This is a genomic window from Methylobacterium sp. NPDC080182, from assembly GCF_050281105.1.
Taxonomy (GTDB): Bacteria; Pseudomonadota; Alphaproteobacteria; order Rhizobiales; family Beijerinckiaceae; genus Methylobacterium.
Window position 1 is genome coordinate 389,406 of sequence record NZ_JBNNWO010000002.1, and the last position, 17,759, is coordinate 407,164.

Annotated in this window: 13 protein-coding genes; 6 read left to right on the top strand and 7 right to left on the bottom strand. The window is 69.4% G+C overall.

The features are described 5' to 3' along the window. Positions 1-119: 119 nt before the first annotated feature. Positions 120-329 carry a hypothetical protein gene (locus tag ACQKQD_RS05070; protein WP_427507657.1) on the bottom strand — a complete coding sequence of 70 codons (210 nt, stop codon included), beginning with the start codon at positions 327-329 and terminating at the stop codon, positions 120-122. Between the two features lie 302 nt (positions 330-631). Here ACQKQD_RS05070 and ACQKQD_RS05075 point away from each other — a divergent pair, with 302 nt between their 5' ends. The 4 genes from ACQKQD_RS05075 (at position 632) to ACQKQD_RS05090 (ending at position 5,637) form a co-directional block, all read left to right on the top strand. Next, positions 632-3,559, top strand: coding sequence for a response regulator (locus ACQKQD_RS05075; protein ID WP_427507658.1), 2,928 nt, complete (start codon positions 632-634; stop codon positions 3,557-3,559). A 49-nt stretch (positions 3,560-3,608) separates the two neighbouring features. Continuing rightward, positions 3,609-3,968 carry a response regulator gene (locus ACQKQD_RS05080; protein ID WP_026604690.1) on the top strand — a complete coding sequence of 120 codons (360 nt, stop codon included), beginning with the start codon at positions 3,609-3,611 and terminating at the stop codon, positions 3,966-3,968. A gap of 33 nt (positions 3,969-4,001) precedes the next feature. Then, positions 4,002-5,057 (top strand): adenylate/guanylate cyclase domain-containing protein, encoded by a 1,056-nt coding sequence (locus ACQKQD_RS05085; protein ID WP_427507659.1) that lies wholly within the window; start codon positions 4,002-4,004, stop codon positions 5,055-5,057. A 97-nt stretch (positions 5,058-5,154) separates the two neighbouring features. Further along, positions 5,155-5,637: a DUF1203 domain-containing protein gene (locus ACQKQD_RS05090; RefSeq protein WP_427507660.1), complete on the top strand. Its 483-nt coding sequence runs from the start codon at positions 5,155-5,157 to the stop codon at positions 5,635-5,637. 43 nt (positions 5,638-5,680) lie between these two features. Here ACQKQD_RS05090 and ACQKQD_RS05095 read toward each other — a convergent pair whose 3' ends face one another. From ACQKQD_RS05095 to ACQKQD_RS05110, 4 genes are all read right to left on the bottom strand, one after another. After that, positions 5,681-8,542 carry a putative bifunctional diguanylate cyclase/phosphodiesterase gene (locus ACQKQD_RS05095; RefSeq protein ID WP_091677786.1) on the bottom strand — a complete coding sequence of 954 codons (2,862 nt, stop codon included), beginning with the start codon at positions 8,540-8,542 and terminating at the stop codon, positions 5,681-5,683. Then, positions 8,539-9,348 carry a PstS family phosphate ABC transporter substrate-binding protein gene (locus ACQKQD_RS05100; RefSeq protein ID WP_427507661.1) on the bottom strand — a complete coding sequence of 270 codons (810 nt, stop codon included), beginning with the start codon at positions 9,346-9,348 and terminating at the stop codon, positions 8,539-8,541. Before ACQKQD_RS05100 ends, ACQKQD_RS05095 begins: the two co-directional genes overlap by 4 nt. Before the next feature lie 75 nt (positions 9,349-9,423). After that, a complete protein-coding gene (locus ACQKQD_RS05105) occupies positions 9,424-10,461 on the bottom strand; it encodes a 2Fe-2S iron-sulfur cluster-binding protein (protein WP_091677781.1) in 1,038 nt (345 codons plus the stop codon). A 14-nt stretch (positions 10,462-10,475) separates the two neighbouring features. Further along, positions 10,476-12,248 (bottom strand): ethylbenzene dehydrogenase-related protein, encoded by a 1,773-nt coding sequence (locus tag ACQKQD_RS05110; RefSeq protein ID WP_427507662.1) that lies wholly within the window; start codon positions 12,246-12,248, stop codon positions 10,476-10,478. A gap of 750 nt (positions 12,249-12,998) precedes the next feature. Here ACQKQD_RS05110 and ACQKQD_RS05115 point away from each other — a divergent pair. After that, positions 12,999-14,600, top strand: a complete 1,602-nt coding sequence (locus ACQKQD_RS05115) for a porin (protein ID WP_427507663.1) — start codon at positions 12,999-13,001, stop codon at positions 14,598-14,600. Positions 14,601-15,162: 562 nt separating this feature from the next. After that, a complete protein-coding gene (locus ACQKQD_RS05120) occupies positions 15,163-15,456 on the top strand; it encodes a hypothetical protein (protein ID WP_020091594.1) in 294 nt (97 codons plus the stop codon). Between the two features lie 78 nt (positions 15,457-15,534). On the opposite strand, the gene ACQKQD_RS05125 is transcribed toward ACQKQD_RS05120, so the two are convergent. Next, on the bottom strand, positions 15,535-16,920 hold the full coding sequence (locus ACQKQD_RS05125; RefSeq protein WP_427507664.1) for a sensor histidine kinase: 1,386 nt from the start codon (positions 16,918-16,920) through the stop codon (positions 15,535-15,537). After that, a complete protein-coding gene (locus ACQKQD_RS05130) occupies positions 16,907-17,758 on the bottom strand; it encodes a response regulator transcription factor (protein WP_307188506.1) in 852 nt (283 codons plus the stop codon). The genes ACQKQD_RS05125 and ACQKQD_RS05130 overlap by 14 nt, the downstream gene beginning before the upstream one ends. Between the last annotated feature and the right edge of the window lies 1 nt (position 17,759).

The window sequence follows — 17,759 nt, forward strand, 5'->3', positions numbered from 1 at the left end:
GGGCGCCGGATCCCGGTTCGGCGCGGCCCACCGAGGCCGGGACGGGCTCGGGCGCACGGAGGGGATCTGGTGGCACGACGCAGCCCCCGGGAGCGTCCGGTCCGCGGCCGGGCGACGCCCTAGACCATCGCGGCCTCGGGCTGCTCGGTCGAGTTGAACACGACCTCGCCGGTCCGCTCGCAGACCACGGTGACAGAGGTCGCCCCGTTCTCGCGCTGCTGCAGGGGGAGCTGCGCGAGCGCGTAGGCCGTCGCCGCCTCGAGGTCGCACGGCCACAGCTTGGTGAAGCTCTCGCGTTTTCCGCGGCGAAAAGTGATCTTGTAAGCCATCGTTTCCTCCGTTTTCACGGAAGATACACCTTCTCGGCGTGCCGCCACGCCGCGCCGAGACATGGCACCGATGCGTTCCGGACGGGATTGGAAGCGAGAAGCCGGCAGACGGGCGACGAACTGCGCGACGAACGGCGAGCCCGTGACTGGGGCGGGACAGCGATTCCCGTACAGCTTGATCCGCAAAATAGACCATGCGACGGTGCCGAATAATGAATTGCGCGCCCTCGGGCATCGCGCAGATCAGGCTTGGCAGGGCAAGGCGTCACCCCTGGCGCGTCGGTGTCGGAGTGGTTCGAGGTATGTCCCACGCGCCGGCCGGATCACCCAGCGAGACAGGTCCGGCCGCCGACGCCGGCCCTAGCCGGAGCGCCGGGCCTCTCGACGAGGCCGGGGTCGCCAAGCAGAAGCTCGTCGAGGCGATCGAGAGCAGCTCGGAGGGCTTCGCGCTGTTCGACCCGGACGATCGCCTCGTCCTGTGCAACGGGCACTTCCAGGATTTCCATCCCGGCCTGTCGGCCATCATCGTGCCCGGCGTGACCTTCGAGGCCATCGCCAACGCCGTCGCGGAGACCTGCGTCGTACGGCCGGACGGGATGAGCGTCGAGGCCTGGGTCGCCGAGCGCATCGCCCATTACCGCGCGCCGCGCGGTCCGCTTCTGCAGCAGCGCGTCGACGGCCGCTGGGTCCAGGTCAACGAGCGCAAGACCAACGACGGCGGCGTCGTCGCGGTCTACACCGACGTGACCGAGATCAAGCGCGCCGAGCAGGTGCTCCAGGCGACGCAGGGGCGGCTGACCTACCTGCTCACCGCGTCCCCGTCGATGATCTGCAGCTTCGAGGTGGGGGGCCGCAACGCGCCGACCTTCATCAGCGAGAACGTGCGCGATCTCCTCGGCTACGAGCCCGGCGATTACCTGGCGGGCCCGGAATTCTGGCTGGAGCGGCTCCATCCCGACGACCGTGACCGCGTGCTCGCCGAGTTCCCGCACCTGCTCGCGGACGGGCACAACGTCATCGAGTACCGGTTCCTGCACGCGAACGGCACCTATCGCTGGGTCCGGGACGAGCAGCGCCTCCTGCGGGACGCGACGGGCCAGCCCGTCGAGGTGGTCGAGTCCTGGAGCGACATCACCGAGCGCAAGGAAGCCGAGCTGGCGCTGCAGAAGCAGACCGCCTTCGTCGAGCTGCTCCAGGCCGCCGCCGCGGCCGCCAACGAGGCCCCGACGGTCGAGGACGCCCTGCGCTTCTGCCTCGAGCGCGTCGCGCAGCACGCCGGCTGGCCCGTCGGTCACGCCCATATCCTGGCCCGGGACGGGACGCGGACGCTGCTCCCGACCGGCATCTGGCACTGCGACCCCGGCGCGGATGTCGCGCGATTCCAGGCCGCCACGGCCGCCACGTCGCTGGCCGCCGGATCGGGCCTGGCCGGCCGCGTTCTGGTCTCGGGCGCGCCGGAATGGAGCGTCGGGGACCCGTCGATGGCCGCGGACCCGCGCGCGCCGGCGGCGGTCGAGCACGGCATCCGGGCGGGGTTCGCCTTTCCGGTGACGGTCGGGCGCGACGTCGTCGCGGTACTGGAGTTCTTCGCCCGTGACGCGTCCCCGCCGGACGCCTCGCTGCTCCGGGTCATGAGCAATATCGGCGCGCAGCTCGGCCGCGTGATCGAGCGCAAGCAGGCCGAGGAGAGCCTGCGTCAGGCGAAGGAGGCGGCCGAGGAGGCGAGCCGCGCCAAGAGCAGCTTCCTCGCCAACATGAGCCACGAATTGCGGACGCCGCTCAACGCGATCATCGGCTTCACCCGGCTGGTGATGCGGCGGGCGAAGGATGTCCTGCCGGTCAAGCAGTTCGAGAATCTCGAGAAAATCCTGGCGAGTTCTGAGCACCTGCTCTCGCTGATCAACAGCATCCTCGACCTCGCCAAGGTCGAGGCGGGGCGCATGGAGGTGAAACCCTCGGACTTCGCCCTGGAGCCGGTCCTCGACCTGTGCCTCCGCACCGTCGAGCCCCTCGTCAAGCACGAGGGCGTGCGCCTCGTCCGGGACGTCCGGGACCCGCCTCCGATGCTGCGCACGGACGAGGAGAAGCTGCGGCAGATCCTGATCAACCTGCTCAGCAACGCCATCAAGTTCACCGAGGCCGGATCGGTCACGCTCCGCGTCCGCTCGGTCGATGAGGGCATCGAGTTCGCCGTGATGGATACCGGCATCGGCATCCCGGCGGGCGCCCTGAGCGCGATCTTCGAGGAGTTCCATCAGGTCGACAACAGCGCGACCCGGTCCCACAGCGGCACCGGGCTCGGGCTTGCGATCAGCCACCGGCTCGCGCGCCTGCTCGGCGGTCGGATCGGCGTCGAGAGCCGCGAGGGCGAGGGCTCGACCTTCACGCTCACCATCCCGCCGCGGATCGCTGGCGGCGCCGAGGTGCCGCCGCCCCCGAAGCCGGCACCCGCCGCCGTCACCGCGCCGCGCTCGGGCGCCAAGGTCGTGCTCGCGATCGACGACGATCCCAACGTCGTCTACCTGCTGAAGGAGAACCTCGCCGATGCCGGCTACACGGTGGTCGGGGCGGCGAGCGGCCAGGAAGGGCTGGTCAAGGCCCGGGAGCTGCAGCCGCGGGCCATCACCCTCGACATCATGATGCCCGGCACCGACGGCTGGCAGGTGCTGCACGCGCTGAAGACCGATCCGCTGACCCGGGACATCCCGGTCGTGCTGATCTCCATCGTCGACCAGAAGGAGCTCGGCTTCCGGCTCGGCGCGACCGACTACATCGTGAAGCCGTTCGAGCGGGAGGCCCTGATCGGCGCCCTCGCGCGGATCGCCCCCGACAACGAGCGCGTCCTCGTGATCGACGACGATCCCAACGTGCCGGACCTCGTGCGGCAGCTCCTCGACTCGGAGCACTGCACCGTCGACTGGGTGGCCGACGGCGCGGCCGGCCTGGAGCGCATCGCGCAGGCCCGCCCGAGCGTCATCCTCCTCGACCTGCTCATGCCGCGGATGGACGGCCTCGCCTTCCTGGACGCCCTGCAGGCGGATCCCGCCGCCCGGTCGATCCCCGTCGTGGTCCTGACCGCCGCGTCCCTGGATCCCGCCGAGCGCGGCATGCTCCGGGAACGGGTGCTCGGACTGATCGACAAGGGCGGGCTCGATCGCGCCGCCCTGGTCCGGGAGGTCCGCCGCGTGCTGCCGGTCCTGGAGACCGAGACCGCCGACGGTGACCGATGAGGTCGGCAACGACCCGCCCGTGGCGGCCCGCGACGCCCGGGACCGGCCCATGAAGCGGATTCTCATCGTCGAGGACGTCGCGCTCAACCGCGATCTGCTGACCCAGTTGCTCGAGGACGAGTACGAGATCCTGATCGCCGTCGACGGGGCCGCCGGCGTGGACATGGCGATCGCGCACCGGCCGGATCTCATCCTCATGGACCTGTCGTTGCCGCTCGTCGACGGCTGGGAGGCGACGCGCCGGATCAAGGCCGACGCGACGACCGCCGCCATCCCGGTGATGGCGATCACCGCCAACGCGATGACCGGCGACGAGGACCGCGCGCGGGCCGCCGGCTGCGACGACTTCATGACGAAGCCCGTCGACGAGGACCTGCTCTTCGCCAAGCTGCAGCACTGGCTCGGCTGAGCGCGGCCGTCTCAAGCCAGGAAGGGAGGACCCGTGGAGCCAGCCCGCATCCTCATCGTCGACGATGAGCCCTTCAACCTCGACCTGCTGGAGCAGGAGCTGGAGCTCCTCGGCCACGCCAGCGTGCGGGCGGCGAACGGGCGGGCGGCCCTCGATCGGCTGAGCGAGGAGCCGTTCGACCTCGTGCTCCTCGACGTGATGATGCCGGCCCTGGACGGCTACGCCGTGCTCGAGCGGATGAAGGCCCACGAGGCGTGGCGCCACACGCCCGTCGTCATGATCTCCGCCCTCATAGAGATCGGCAGCATCGTCCGGTGCATCGAGCTCGGCGCCTTCGACTACCTGCCGAAGCCCTTCGAGCCCGTGATCCTGGAGGCGCGCATCCGGTCCTGCCTGGAGCGGAAGCGGGCGCACGACCGCGAGGTGGCGCATCTGCGGACCATCGAGCGCGAGCGCAAGCGCGCCGACGAGCTCCTGCACGCCATTCTGCCGGTCTCGGCGGTGGCGGAGCTGATGGAGACCGGGCAGGTCAAGCCGCGGCTGTTCGGCGACGTCGCCGTCCTGTTCATCGACCTCGTCGGCTTCACCACGTGGTGCCACGACCAGAGCCCGGACGTCGTCGTCGCGGAGATCCAGCGCCTCGCGGAGGCCTTCGAGGTGGTCGCGCAGGCGCGGGGCCTGGAGAACATCAAGACGATCGGCGACGCCTTCATGGCCACGGCCAACCTGCTGCGGCCCCACGACGATCCGGTCTCCGCCGCCATCCGCTGCGCCGCCGACATGGTGGCGATCGCGGCCGAGGGCGAGCCGGGCTGGCGGATCCGCGGCGGCATCCATATCGGGCCGGTCGTCGGCGGCATCGTCGGCCGGACGAAGTTCACCTTCGACCTGTGGGGCGACACCGTGAACGTCGCCGCCCGGCTCGCGGGCCTCGGCGACGGGTGCGCGCTGCACCTGTCGCGCGAGGCCTTCGCGCGCCTGCCGGACCCGCGCGACGTCCGGCCGATCGGCCCGGTGACGCTGAAGGGCAAGGGCGCGGTCGACGTGTACTGCCACGCCCTCGCGGCCGGCGACGCGACCCCGGCCTGAGACGCCCGCGGCGGCCGCGGAGCGTTCCGGATTGCGCAGCAAGAAGCGGGATGCGGCGCGCCGGGACGGAGCTTAGGGCCCGTCCCGGAGGTGCACCATGACCCGTTATCGCTGCGTTCCGATCCCGACGGAGACCGCCGATCGCTTCCGTACCACCGGCCTTGACGACCGGGGCAACCCGGTCCGTCGGGTCGTCGCGACGGCGGATGGCGGCTTTCCCTGCCGACACTGCCTGCAGCTCGGCCGGCCCGGCGAGACCATGCTGCTCGGATCCTACGATCTGCCCGAGCCGCGCGGGATCTACTGGACACCCAGTCCGATCTTCCTGCACGCGGACGAGTGCCCGCGCGCCGAGGCGGCCGACGGCCTCGCGCCGATCGTCCGCGCGAACACGCTGGTCTCGGTCCGTGCCTACGACGCGGACCATCTCTGCCTCTACGATCTCGGACAGGTCTGTCCCGGGAGTGAAGCCGAGGTTCCGCTCCGCCGCGCCCTCGACGATCCGCGCACCCGCTTCGTCAACATCCACACGGCGCGGCCCGGGTGCCTCCTGTCCCGCGTGGAGCGCGTCGCCGACTGAGCGCGAGCCGCCGAGCCGCCCAACGGGCCCTTGCGCGGCCCGCTCAGGCCGCGACGTGGATATGCTCCTGCGCGTTGATGAAGGCCGCCACGCCGGCGGCCGGGATCGGCCTGCTCAGCAGGTAGCCCTGGACCTCCGAGAACCCGCTCGCCCGCAACCGGGCCAGTTGCTCCGGGGTCTCGACGCCCTCGGCCGTCGTCGTGATCTTCAGGCTGCGGCCGAGTTCGGCGACGACGTGGACGATCGCCGCCGCCTCGTCCTTCTCCAGGAGGTTCCGGACGAAGGACTGGTCCAGCTTGATCTTGTCGAATCGGAAGGTGTTCAGGGAGGAGAGGGACGAGTAGCCGGTCCCGAAATCGTCCATCGAGAACCGCACGCCTAGGGAGCGCAGGCGGCTGAGCATCTCGAAGCTCGCCTGATCCTGGCTCAGAATGACCGACTCGGTGATCTCCAGCTCGAGGCGGTGGCTCGGCAGCTCGGTCTTCAGCAGGACCTCCTCGACGAACCGGTCGAGATTGCCCTCGCGGAACTGGATCGGCGAGATGTTGACGGCGACCCGCAGGGAGCCGGGCCACGTCATGGCATCGGTGCAGGCCCGTTCGAGCACGTAGGCGCCGAGGGCGTCGATCAGCCCCGTCGCCTCGGCGACCGGGATGAACTCGCCGGGCGAGATCATCCCGCGTTCCGGGTGGTGCCACCGCGCGAGGGCTTCGAAGCTCGTCACCGCGTTCGTCGCCAGGTCGAACAGCGGCTGATAGTGCAGCTCGATCTGCGCGGTGCCGATCGCCAGCCGCAGCTCGCGTTCCAGCCAGCGCCGCTGGTTCTGACGCTCCTCCATCTCCTGCTCGAAGACGCGGACGCGCCGACCGCCGTCGGCCTTCGCGGCGTAGAGGGCGACGTCGGCGCGGCGCAGGAGATCGTCGCCGTCGGCATCCTCCGTGCCGGAGACGGCGATACCGAGACTCCCGTCGACGGACACGAACTGGCCGGCGAGGAAGAATGGCCGCCTGAGCTGGATCAGGATCTGCTCCGCCAGGGCGAGGACGCCGTCCGGCAGGTCTGCCTCGAAGAGGACCATCGCGAACTCGTCGCCGCCGAGGCGCGCCACCGTGCCGCCGGACGGGCACAGTCCGGTGAGGCGGCGGCCGACCTGTCGGAGGAGCTCGTCGCCGGCCGGATGTCCGAGGGTGTCGTTGATGCCCTTGAAGTCGTCGAGGTCGAGACAGATGACGGTCACCGCCCGGCCGCCGACCGCATGGTCCGCGAAGGCGGCGGCCAGACGGTCGGCTAGGAGCGCTCGATTCGAGAGGCCGGTCAGCGCGTCGTGGGTCGCGAGATGCGCGATCCGCGCCTGCGCGGTGACGCTCGCGGTGACGTCCTCGTGGGTCTCCACCCAGCCGCCATCGGCCATCGGCTCGACCGTGATCTCGATGCAGCGGCCGTCGGCGAGCGTCCGGGTGAGGGTCCGGCGGATCGGCCCGCTCTCCGCGGCCGACCAGTCCGTGAGACCGGCGAGCCGGTGAACCTCATCCTGTGTCGGGTCGAGATCCAGCACGCCCGGAGCGATCCCGTAGATCCGGCAGAACTGGGAATTGTAGACCTTGAGCCGGCCGTGGACGCCGAACATGCACAGGCCCTGGGACATGTTGTTCAGGGCGGCGTCGAAGCGCTCGTTCTGCTCCTGCAGCTGCCGCTCGCGCTCCGTCAGGACCGTGTTCTGCCGGAACACGTCGTCGCGCAGCTGATCGCGCTCCGAGAGGGAATGCTCGAGCACGACGACGGCCCGCGCGATATCGCCGACCTCGTCGGCACGGTCGATATCGGGCACGCTGACGTGCCAGTTGCCGCGCGCGACCTCGGAGACGGTCTGGGTGATGCGCACCAGGGGACGGGTGATCCGGCTCGACAGGAAGAGCATGACGACGGCGACGAGGCACAGCGTGAGACCGGCGACGACGCTGAGCGTCCGCAGCAGCGCGCGCGAGCTCTCCTCGCCGATGCCCACGACCTTGCCGGTGAGTTGCTGCAACTCCCGCAGCGGCGCCGCAACGCAGAGGCGTATGTCGGGCGGCTGCGGGATGCAGCGCGCGACCTTCTCGGCGCCGAGCACGGCGTGCAGCTCAGCGCCCGACGCGGGTCCGAGCTGGGCGTTGGAGACCTCCGATCCCGCCGAGGAGAGGAGGTTCTGGTCGGCGAGGATCAGGACGTCGCGGTTGCTCAGGGACGCGAAGGCCGTCAGGGTCGGCTCGTGCGCGCGCAGGACCCGGTACCCGACGAGGCCGCCAATCACCTCGCCGAAATCGTCGAACAGCGGCTCGCCGAAGATGTCGGCGACCGTGCCGCTCTCGGTGGCGGCGAGCGCCCGCGCGAGCGCGTCGTCCCAGCGCAGCGACAGCACGAACCCGTCCGCGTGCTCCCGATCGTTGCGGGCGAGCACGGCCCGCAGGGACGCCGCGACGGGCGACGTCCGGAACGCCGCGTTGGCGGCGAGGAGGTCCGCCTCGACGCGGTCGGCGGTCAGGGCGCGGAGATTGAGGTCGAAGGCGATGGCGCCGTCGAGATCGGCGAGGGCGAGAGCCGGCCGCAGAAGCTCCGAGGCCGCCACCGTGTTGCCGGAGAAGACCGCCTTCGCGACGTCCCAGCGCTTGGACATGGTGGCGAAGCGCCGCTCGACGTCCTCGCGCTGCATCTGGAGCCGCGCCGCGGCGAGCTTGGCGTCGCTGAGCAGGCGGTCGGAGAGCTGGGCCTCGGACCAGGTCGAGACCTCCTGCGCCTGCTCGCGGAGCGTCTGGCCGGAGCGCAGAACCACCAGGAAAACCAGGGCCGCCAGCGCGATCGCGGCCGTCGAGAGCGTGGCGCCGACGAGGCGCGCGCGCAGGGAACGCGAGAAGACGGTGCCGGTCACGGCCTGAGCGGGGCGCCGCCCCGCTCCGCCATGACCTGTCCCGCGCGGTCGGAGGTCGCGAAGGCGAGGAACGCCGACGCCGCGGCGTCGCGCGTGGCGGCCTTGTAGATCAGCGCGAGGGTCACGGCGCTCGGATAGGCCGGATCGCGCGGGGCCCGGCCGTCGATCGTCAGGACCGCGAGATCGCCCGCGAGCACCGGCGAGTACGGTCCGAAGCCGATCGCGCCGGGCGTCTCCCGCACCGTGGCGATCGCGTCCTGGGTCGTGGTCGCGGTCTTCGAGCGGCTGGTCAGGACGAGGTCGCGCCAGCCCGGCATGGTGGCTCGCAGGACCGTGAGCGTGCTGTCCGTGTCCTCGCGCCGGACGACGCGGATCTTCAGATCGGGGCCGCCGAGGGCGCTCCAATTGTCGACCGTGCCGGCGAAGATCGCGGCAGTCTGCGCGCTGGTCAGGTTGGTGACGCCGACGCCCTGATGGACGAAGATCGCCGAGGGGATGCGGGCGAGCGGCACCTCCACGAGTCCCTGGGCCTTCTCGGCCTCGGTCAGCGGGCGCGCGACCCGCCCGAGCCTCTGGCGCTCGCCGCCCACGGCCGCGACGGCGCCGCCGGAACCGATGCTCGGCGGCACCGACACGCGCGCGTCGCCGCTCTCGGCATTGTAGGCGGCCGCCACGGCCTGGAGCATCTCGATCCCGTCGCCCGTGCCGACGACCGCGAGGTCGTCCGTGCGCGCGGCGGCCGGCAGGGCCAGGAGGATGATTCCACCCGCGATGATGCGCCGAAGAGACGTGAATAACAGTGCCATAACCCGAGAATGCGCCTCGAGTGCTTAACCCGAGGTCACCGGATACCGTACACCGAAGGTGTGGTTGACGATCTGCTAGGCGACAGGCTCCGTTTTAGCGGTCCGATGACCCGCGACGCGCTGGAGGAAGCGCTGCAGGAAGTTAGTGTCGGACGGCGGTTTCCCGTCCGCGCCGCGCGCGGCCGCGTAGAAGGGATCGGCGTAGCAGGTCGCCCCGGTCGCCGCGGCGAGGAACTGGACAGCCGCGACCATCTCGGGGGCGCCCGCCGCGAGAACGGTGTCGTCGCGCGTGAGCATCGGCATGTGGAGCGTCGGCCGCCCGGGCCGGGCATCCGGAGGCGGGTTGCCGCCGCTGCAGGTCAGGACCGTCGTCGCCCCCCGCGCGCGCAGCCAGTCGAGCGCCGGGCGCATGTAGAGATTCTGCGGGTGCCGCGCGCCGGCCACGACGAGCAGGTCGCGCTCCGGCTCACGCATCCGGCTCGCGCGGGCGACTGCCCAGGCGGGCGCCCAGCCTACGCCCGATGAGACGATCACGAGACGGCCGCGCCCGAGCCGGTGGAAGGCGGTCCCGAACGGGCCCTCGACCTTCACGGCGGTTCCCGGTCCGATCCTGCCGCCGAGCAGCGGCGAGACCGCGCCGTCGGGCTGGCGGCGGATCTGGAAGATCAATTCGTTCAGTTCGCCCGATCCGTCCGCGCGCAGGGTCGGGCTGTAGTCCCGCGCGGGCAGCCCGGCGAAGGAGACCCGGACATACTGGCCGGGCAGGTAGGTCAGCCGCTTGCGCAGCGCGACCGTCACCTCGACGATCTCGGCGGTGAGATCGACGACGCGGTCCACGGTGCCGGCCCGCCGGACGGCTTCCGGAACCTCGTCGAATTCGATGACCGCGTCGGTGGTCAGGCGGGCCCGGCAGGCCTGCACGGTCTCGCCGATGCGCGTCCCCGCATCGTCGACCGCGCCCGCATGGATCCGGACGCGGCAGGTGTCGCACTGCCCGGTGGCGCAGTCGTGCGGGATCGCCTGGCCGGCCGCCAGACCCGCGTCGAGCAGGGTCTGGCCGGCGCTGGCGCTGACCCGCCTTCCGTTGATGACGAGGGTGACGCGTTCGGCCACGGCGCGCTCCCGGCTCAGCGCAGAAGGACTTCGACCGGCCGCATGTGCCGCGTGTGCCGCGTCTGCGTGTGATCGAAGGCCGAGACATACAGGTAGAAGGTGTTTCCCGGCAGGAAATCGACGTCGTACTTGCTGCCGGTCGCGATCTTGCGCGCGGCGACGAGGGTCCAGTGGTCGTCGGCCCAGTCGGCGGCCGCCGAGATCCCGGCGCGGTCCCCTGTATAGCCGTCGGTCATGAGCACGCCCGGCATCACGGTGCCGACCGGGATCTCCGCGTCGGCGGCCGCCGAGTACGGCACCGTCTCGGTCTTCTCGACCATCCACCACGCCGAGCCCGGCGACGTGCTGGCATCGAAGTCCAGATTCACGGTGCCGAGCCTGGCCACCGTCGCCTGCCAGTCCTTGGGAAGCCGCAGCGGCTCGACCGCCCCCGCGTAGCCGCCCGGACCCTCGAACTTGAAGTTGTAGCGGTACGCGCTGGTGCCGGGATCGCCCCAGTAGCCGGCCTGGTAGCGGCCCTTCACGGCCCGCTCGGCGGCGGTGGGGTCGGTGGGCGGACCGATATGCATGTCCTCGACGACGCCGAGCATGCCGCCGCGGGCCGCCTTCCACTGCCACATGTCGATGTAGCTGCCGTCGGTGGTGTAGTGGTAGCCGCGGCCGTTGAGCGGGGCGGGGGCGTCGGGCAGCGGCCGGGCGCCGAGATGGGTCGACCCGCCGCTGCCGAACGCGTCGGATCGCGAGAAGATCACCGCCAGCTTGTCCTCGTAGTAGGCGGTCACGTCCGCGCGCGCCGCGTCCGCGTCGAGGAGGTGCCAGCCGTCCGCCTTCTTGATCATCGGGACGCGCTTGAGCGAGCGCGACGGGTCCCACCAGCGGAAGGCGAAATACACGTTCGTCGCGTCGCGCACGGCGCGGATCTCGACGGTGGTCTCACCGGTCCCGCCGAAATTGGCCCCCTGCATCGTCCGGACCGAGACCGGGCGCGCGGTGCGCCAGACCGGGTCTTCGAGGAGCTTCGACAGGTCGGGCCCGGCCGACACCTTGTCGATCACCAGAGTGGACCGGCCCTTCACGTCCGCGAAGGCGAGGCCGCCGACGACGGGGAGGCCGATGATGGCGGCGGCCAGGAGCGGTCGCCGCCGCCGCGCCGCACCGTCCGCCAGGGCCGCCGGACGGAACAACCGAAGGAGCTGCCACAGGCCGCCGTACATGAAGTGCGCGAGGGTATGGACCGCGATGTAGGCCAGGGCGACCAGCGCGCAGGTGGCGTGCAGCCAGACCACCCAGCCGCCATAGCCGAGGTAGAGCGCGACCCCGGTACCCGTCAGGACGAGCGTGACGGCGTAGATCAGCCAGTGCAGCGCGACGTTGATGCCGCCCCACCGTGCCTTCCGGGCGGCCTTGCTTCGCCCGCTGACACGGAGGGCGCGGAGCCGCGACAGGCCGTTGCGATCCGTGAGACGCCCGCGCACGAGGTAGACCAGATAGGCGGTGATTCCGAAGAACAGGGTCAGGCCGGCCACGAAGTGGACGGTCCAGACTTCACCTTGCGGAAGCAGGGGCGCCAGGAACTTCGCGGTCCGCGCCACGGGTGCGTCGGCCGAGATGCGCAGGCCCGTGAGCAGGCTCGCCACCATGGCGATGGCGACCACCCAGTGAATCACGATGGTCCCGACATCGGAGCGCGGATGCCGGTCGACCTGCGCGGCGGCTGTACTGCGCCACCCGGGCGCGGTCTCGGCTCCGCCGGGCGGATGCGGCGCGAGGGTCAGCGGTTCCGACATTCGATCCTCCGCACCGTCGCCGCAAATTGGACGCGCTACGTTAGAACTTTGTAAATCATGATGCCGGCCGCGGGATATAGCCGAGCTTTGCAATCTATAACTCTTGATAGATATGCTTAACGGCGGTCTCGGCCCGGTCGGTCAACAGGGCATGCCGTGGCTCCGCCCCGCCGCGGCGCAAACCGTTTCAGGTCGCGCGTCGATGGGAGGCGGACGCGGCCGACAGGGTACGGCCTCAGAGCGGCACCTCAGCCATCTGTCATGACAGAGCGCTCAGTCAGGAATGCTTGAAGACAGGGTCTCCTAGCGCCGGCACGGGATCTGTCGCCGGATCTCGGGGAGCAGGCCTGATAGGGCGGCAGATGCCTCTTCATCCCTGCTAGCGACATCCACGGCGCAGAACTCAAGGTCTCGGTCGGCGGAGTCCACGCGATGGACCGAGCCATCAACCAGCCTCGCTGAGCCGACGCGGCCGCGATCCGCAGCTCGCCTCCCCCCGCGCTCCCATTTCCGCGATCAATTCAGATACAAAAACAAATTTCAGGAAGTCAATTCCGGTTGAAAAACGCAATCGCAATTTATTTGTAAAATCAAATCTTGACGGATACGGTCAAGCTGCCGAGCGATAGAACGGCCAATTCTCAAAAACTACTGCGACGTCGCACCGTGTCGGAACCCGTACACGTGCGTGAACGCGGATCATTGGGTTGACGCTGGCAGTGGCACGACCACGGCGTCGGATGCGGGGATATGATGACCAGAATCAAGGCGCTGTTACTGGGCTCCTCGGCCCTGATGATCCCGATCGGCGGTGCGTACGCTGCCGATCTCCCGACGTTCAAGGCTGCGCCGGTCGAGTTCGTACGCGTTTGCAACGCCTACGGCGCCGGCTTCTTCTACATCCCCGGGACCGATACCTGCATTCGTCTGTCCGGACGGGCGCGGTATGACTTCCTGTATCAGACCAGCAAGGTTCGCACGGGCGGCGGCGGAGACCTCACCGGCTATCTCGGCCTGATGCGTCTGAACCTCGATTCGCGGACCCAGACCGATTACGGAACCCTGCGCGCCTTCCTGCGCATCGATGTCGCCAACCGCAGCGGCCCGTTCCTGACCTCGGGATCCCGGCAGCGCGAGAGCTTGGCCATCGCGGGCCTCGGCGCCGACGCCTTCGGGCGCACGCAGACCTACGTCAACGCCGATAAGGCCTTCATTCAGTTCGCCGGGCTCACCGCGGGCCGCGCGTCCTCCTTCTTCGACTTCTACGCGCACGACTTCGAGCTGATCGGCGGCACGGCCGGTTCCGATACGTTCAGCACGAACCTGCTCGCCTACTCGGCGATCCTCGGGAACGGCATCACGCTGACGGCCTCGATGGAAGATCCGACCTACCGGCGCTTCCCGATATTCGGCACCGGCTCGGCCGTCGGGGCCTTCACGGCCGGCGGTGGCTTCGCGGGCTACAGCAACGCCTTCAACCCGTTCACCCCCTCGACCTGGCTGGCGCCGATCGTCGTCGGTCCCGGCAATGTCGCCTTCGTCGACGTCACCCAGAAGAGCCGCATGCCGGACTTCGTCGGCGCGGCCCGCATCGACCAGGCCTGGGGCTCGGCGCAGCTCTCGGCCGCCGTCCACGAGATCAATGCCGGCGACGCCGGCAGCACGGTCGCGGGCATCACCACCGCCACGACCGGCCTGGGCATCTCGCCGACGGGACGCGCCTCGAACGCCTACGGCTGGGCGGTCCAGGGCGGCCTGAAGGTCAACCTGCCGTTCATCGCGACGGGCGACACGCTCTACCTCCAGGGCGCCTACGGGCAGGGTGCCATCGCCTATACGGGCATCTCCAACTACACGGCGCCGTACGACGCCCTCGGCGCGGCGCCGGTCGGCGGCGGCTCGTTCGCGCAATACTACGCGGACGCGGTGCTCAACCCCGCGACCGGCCGCCTCGAACTGTCGACCTCGTTCTCCGCTGTCGCCTCCCTGCTCCATTACTGGTCGCCCGCCTGGCGCTCGGCCTTCTTCGGCAGCTACGCGCAGATCGACTACAACTCCAAGGGGCGCAACGCGCTGGGCCTCCTCGGCTTCGGCTTCGCCCCGGCCGGCGCCAGTGCGTCGAATGCCCTGGCCTTCGCCACGAGTCCCATCCTGCGGGGCAACAACCAGATGATCACCGGCGCCACCCTGATCTGGACCCCCGTGAAGGATCTCGATATCGGCGTCGAGGGCGAGTACATCCGCACGGCGCTCAACAGCGGCGTCACGCCGGACATCTCGAAGAACGCGCTGCGCTACGTCAATTCGCAGGATGCGGCCCAATTCCGGTTCCGCGTGCAGCGGGATTTCTGAACCGATCCGACGCGCCTTCGCGGGCGCAACGTCCAGTCTCGAGCCCGGCCGCAAGGCCGGGCTTCTCTATTTGGAACGCCAAGTAAGTTATCTCGTAAATTGGGCCATGTTCAACAAATAAAAGATCTTTTGCTTGCGATCGTCGCAAAATCATCTACAAGAGGGTCAGCTCTTCAGCGGCTTGCTTCGCCGCCGACCGAGCGGATGCTGTGGTTTCAGAGCGGCTGGTCCGGGTACCAGGGCAGGGCCGGTCTGACCCAGAGCTTCAGACCCATACGACTTCGCCGACCGGGCAACCGGTCGGCTTTTTCGTGCTCGCTGCCGGCGCAAGCCGGGCAGGATTGTCCGTCAGGCTTGGGCGACACAAGCCCTGATCCCGGTGACCGGGATGTGGCCGACCTGAGGCCATCCTCCACGAGAAATTCAAAAATCGTTTCAAGATTGAAGCCCGTCCAAAGAGCGAAAGAATTATTCCGCAATAAAATATAGAGTTTAAATGGGTATTGCAGCATCTTACTACCACGTCGCCGGTGAGCGACAGCTTGTGTAACGGGAGATCATCATGAAGAACATCGTCCTCGCCTGCTCGATGGGCGCGATGCTGATCGCGGGACCTGCTCTCGCTCAGGACGGTGGCGCGACCATCGATCCCAGCCTCATCGTCCGGACCAACGGCAGCGGCCTCGACGCGTGGTCCGCCTCCGAGGGCAACGACAAGGCGGGCGGCATGTGGGAGGGGGCGACCGGCTACAGCGCCGCGATCCAGCGGCCCAGCGCGGTCGAGACCGTCCCGGCCAATCGCCAGTGGAGCCATCTCAACAGCCGCGAGCGCCGCCGCGGCCAGCCCGCCTACTGAGCGCCCACCCGGTACGGCCCCGCGCCCGGCACGCCCCGCGATGCGGGACCGGCCGGGCGCGACGGCGTGACGACGGCGTCAGAGGGATGCGGCCGGCAGGAGGTCGATCGACGGGTGCCCCGCGACGCTGTGGGTCCAGCTGAGAGTCACGCGGCAGCCGCTCCCGTCGGAGGCGATGTCGAAGGTGGCACTGTGCAGCCGCGCGATGGAATCGACGAGGCTCAGGCCGATCCCGAAGCCGCTCTTGTCGGTCTTCAGCGCGCCGCGGCGGTACCGGGCGCGTACGGCGCTCAGCTCCTCCGCGGGGATGCCGCAGCCCGTATCGGTGACCTGAATCCCCGTCGGATTCCGGAGCAGCGCGACCGTCACCTGCCCGCCGGCCGGCGTGAACTTCAGGGCGTTGTCGATCAGGTTGCTCACCGCCTCGAAGATCAGGCTGCGGTCGCCCTCGATCGTGCACGGGCCGTCAGGCCGGTCCCAGAGAAGTCGGATGTCGCGCTCGATCGCCAGGGGCTCGTAGTACTCCACCGCATCCTCGAGCAGCCGGCCGAGATCGACCTGGGTGAAGCCAGATCGGCGCAGGCGGTCCTCCATCTCGGAGATGCGCAGCAGGGCCGAGAACCGGACGACGATGCTCTTGACCTCGGCCAGGACGTCCTCGTTGAAGGCGCGGAAGGCCGCGACGCTGTCGGCCTTGCGCAGCGACCGCTCCAGCGTGCCGACCACCCGGGTCAGCGGGGTGCGCAGGTCGTGGGCGATGTTCTCGTTGACGCCCTTGATCTCCAGCATCAGCCGCTCGAGCTGGTCGAGCATGTCGTTCACGACGCGCGTGAGGTGAGCGAGGTCGGCCGAGACGCCGCGCGTCGGCAGGCGCTCGCTCAGGTCGCCGCGCATGATGCGCTCGACCGCCTTGGTGATCGCATCGTTCTGCCGCAGCGAGCCGGCGCCGAACACGACGGCGCCGATCAGGCCGATCACGATGGTGGCGGCCATGCCCCAGACAAAGGTCTCGACCAGCGCCTTCTCGAGGGACTGGAGATCCTGGGCCGAGCGGCTGACCAGCACGTACTCGCCGCTCGGAAGCTCGGTGAGCTGGCTGAAGAGCGTGCGGCTGCGGTGATCCAGCGGCTGCGCCAGGATGAACGGCTTCCCGATCGGCGCCCTGTCGGGGAAGGCGATCGGCGCGCCGGCCCGGCGCACGTGGTCGGGCCCGAACAGGACGAGCGGGCGGCCGCCCTCGGCGAAATCCTCGGACGCGTCGATCCGCTCGCGCAGCGCGCGCGGCGACAGGTTCAGGAGGTGCTTCGATTCCCACTCGACCCATTCGAACGCGGCCTTGCGGCCGTAGCTGCGCGTGTCGACGTAGAGGAAGCCCGAGAGTGCCAGCGAGGCGGTCCCGAAGGTCGCGAAGAACAGGCACGCGACCCGGAAGCCGCTGGTGCGCCGGACCTCAAGAAGGCGCACGGAGGATGAAGCCCGTGTTGCGCACCGTGTGGATCCGCGGGTTCAGCCCGTCCGGATCGAGCTTCTTGCGGATCTTGCCGATGTGGACGTCGATGACGCTGGACTGGTGATTGAAGCTGTAGCCCCAGACGGATTCGAAGATCATCTTCCGGCTCACCAGCGTGCCGGCGTTCTGCATCAGGAACTCGATGATCGCGAATTCCTTGGGCAGGAGCTCAATTTCCCGGTTCCCGCAGTGGAGGACGCGCTCGATCAGGTCGAGGCGCAGGTCGCCGACGACGAGCTCGTTCACCGCCTCGGCCGCCATCTTGCGCCGCGCCAGCGCGTCGACGCGGGCGGTCAGCTCGATGAACTCGAATGGCTTGGCCAAGTAGTCGTCGCCGCCGGCGCGCAGCCCGTCGACGCGCTCGTTGACGGCCGACAGGGCGCTGAGGATCAGGACCGGCGTCGAGACCTTCGCGGCGCGCAGCTCGGTCAGCAGCGACAGGCCGTCGATCTCCGGGAGCATCCGGTCGAGCACGATCACGTCAAAGTTACCGTCCAGGGCCTTGCGTAGTCCGATGCTGCCACTGGGGGCTTCGTCGACCTGAAATCCGTATTCCGCGAGGGCCGAACCGATCTCCGCGGCGACCCGCCGGTCGTCCTCGACTACCAATACGCTGGCCATTCGTTTTTCCTTCTTATTTTGTATTCGCCGGCCCTGTCTGGTCTCCTGAGGCTCGGAGGGAGAGGTGGAATTATCCTCTTCGGAGCCGGAGTCAAATGCGGTTCGGTCGCGGCGGCCGACCTGCGTCATCCCGCCGGCGAAGCTTACAAGGGAGCGAGGGATCTGGACCATG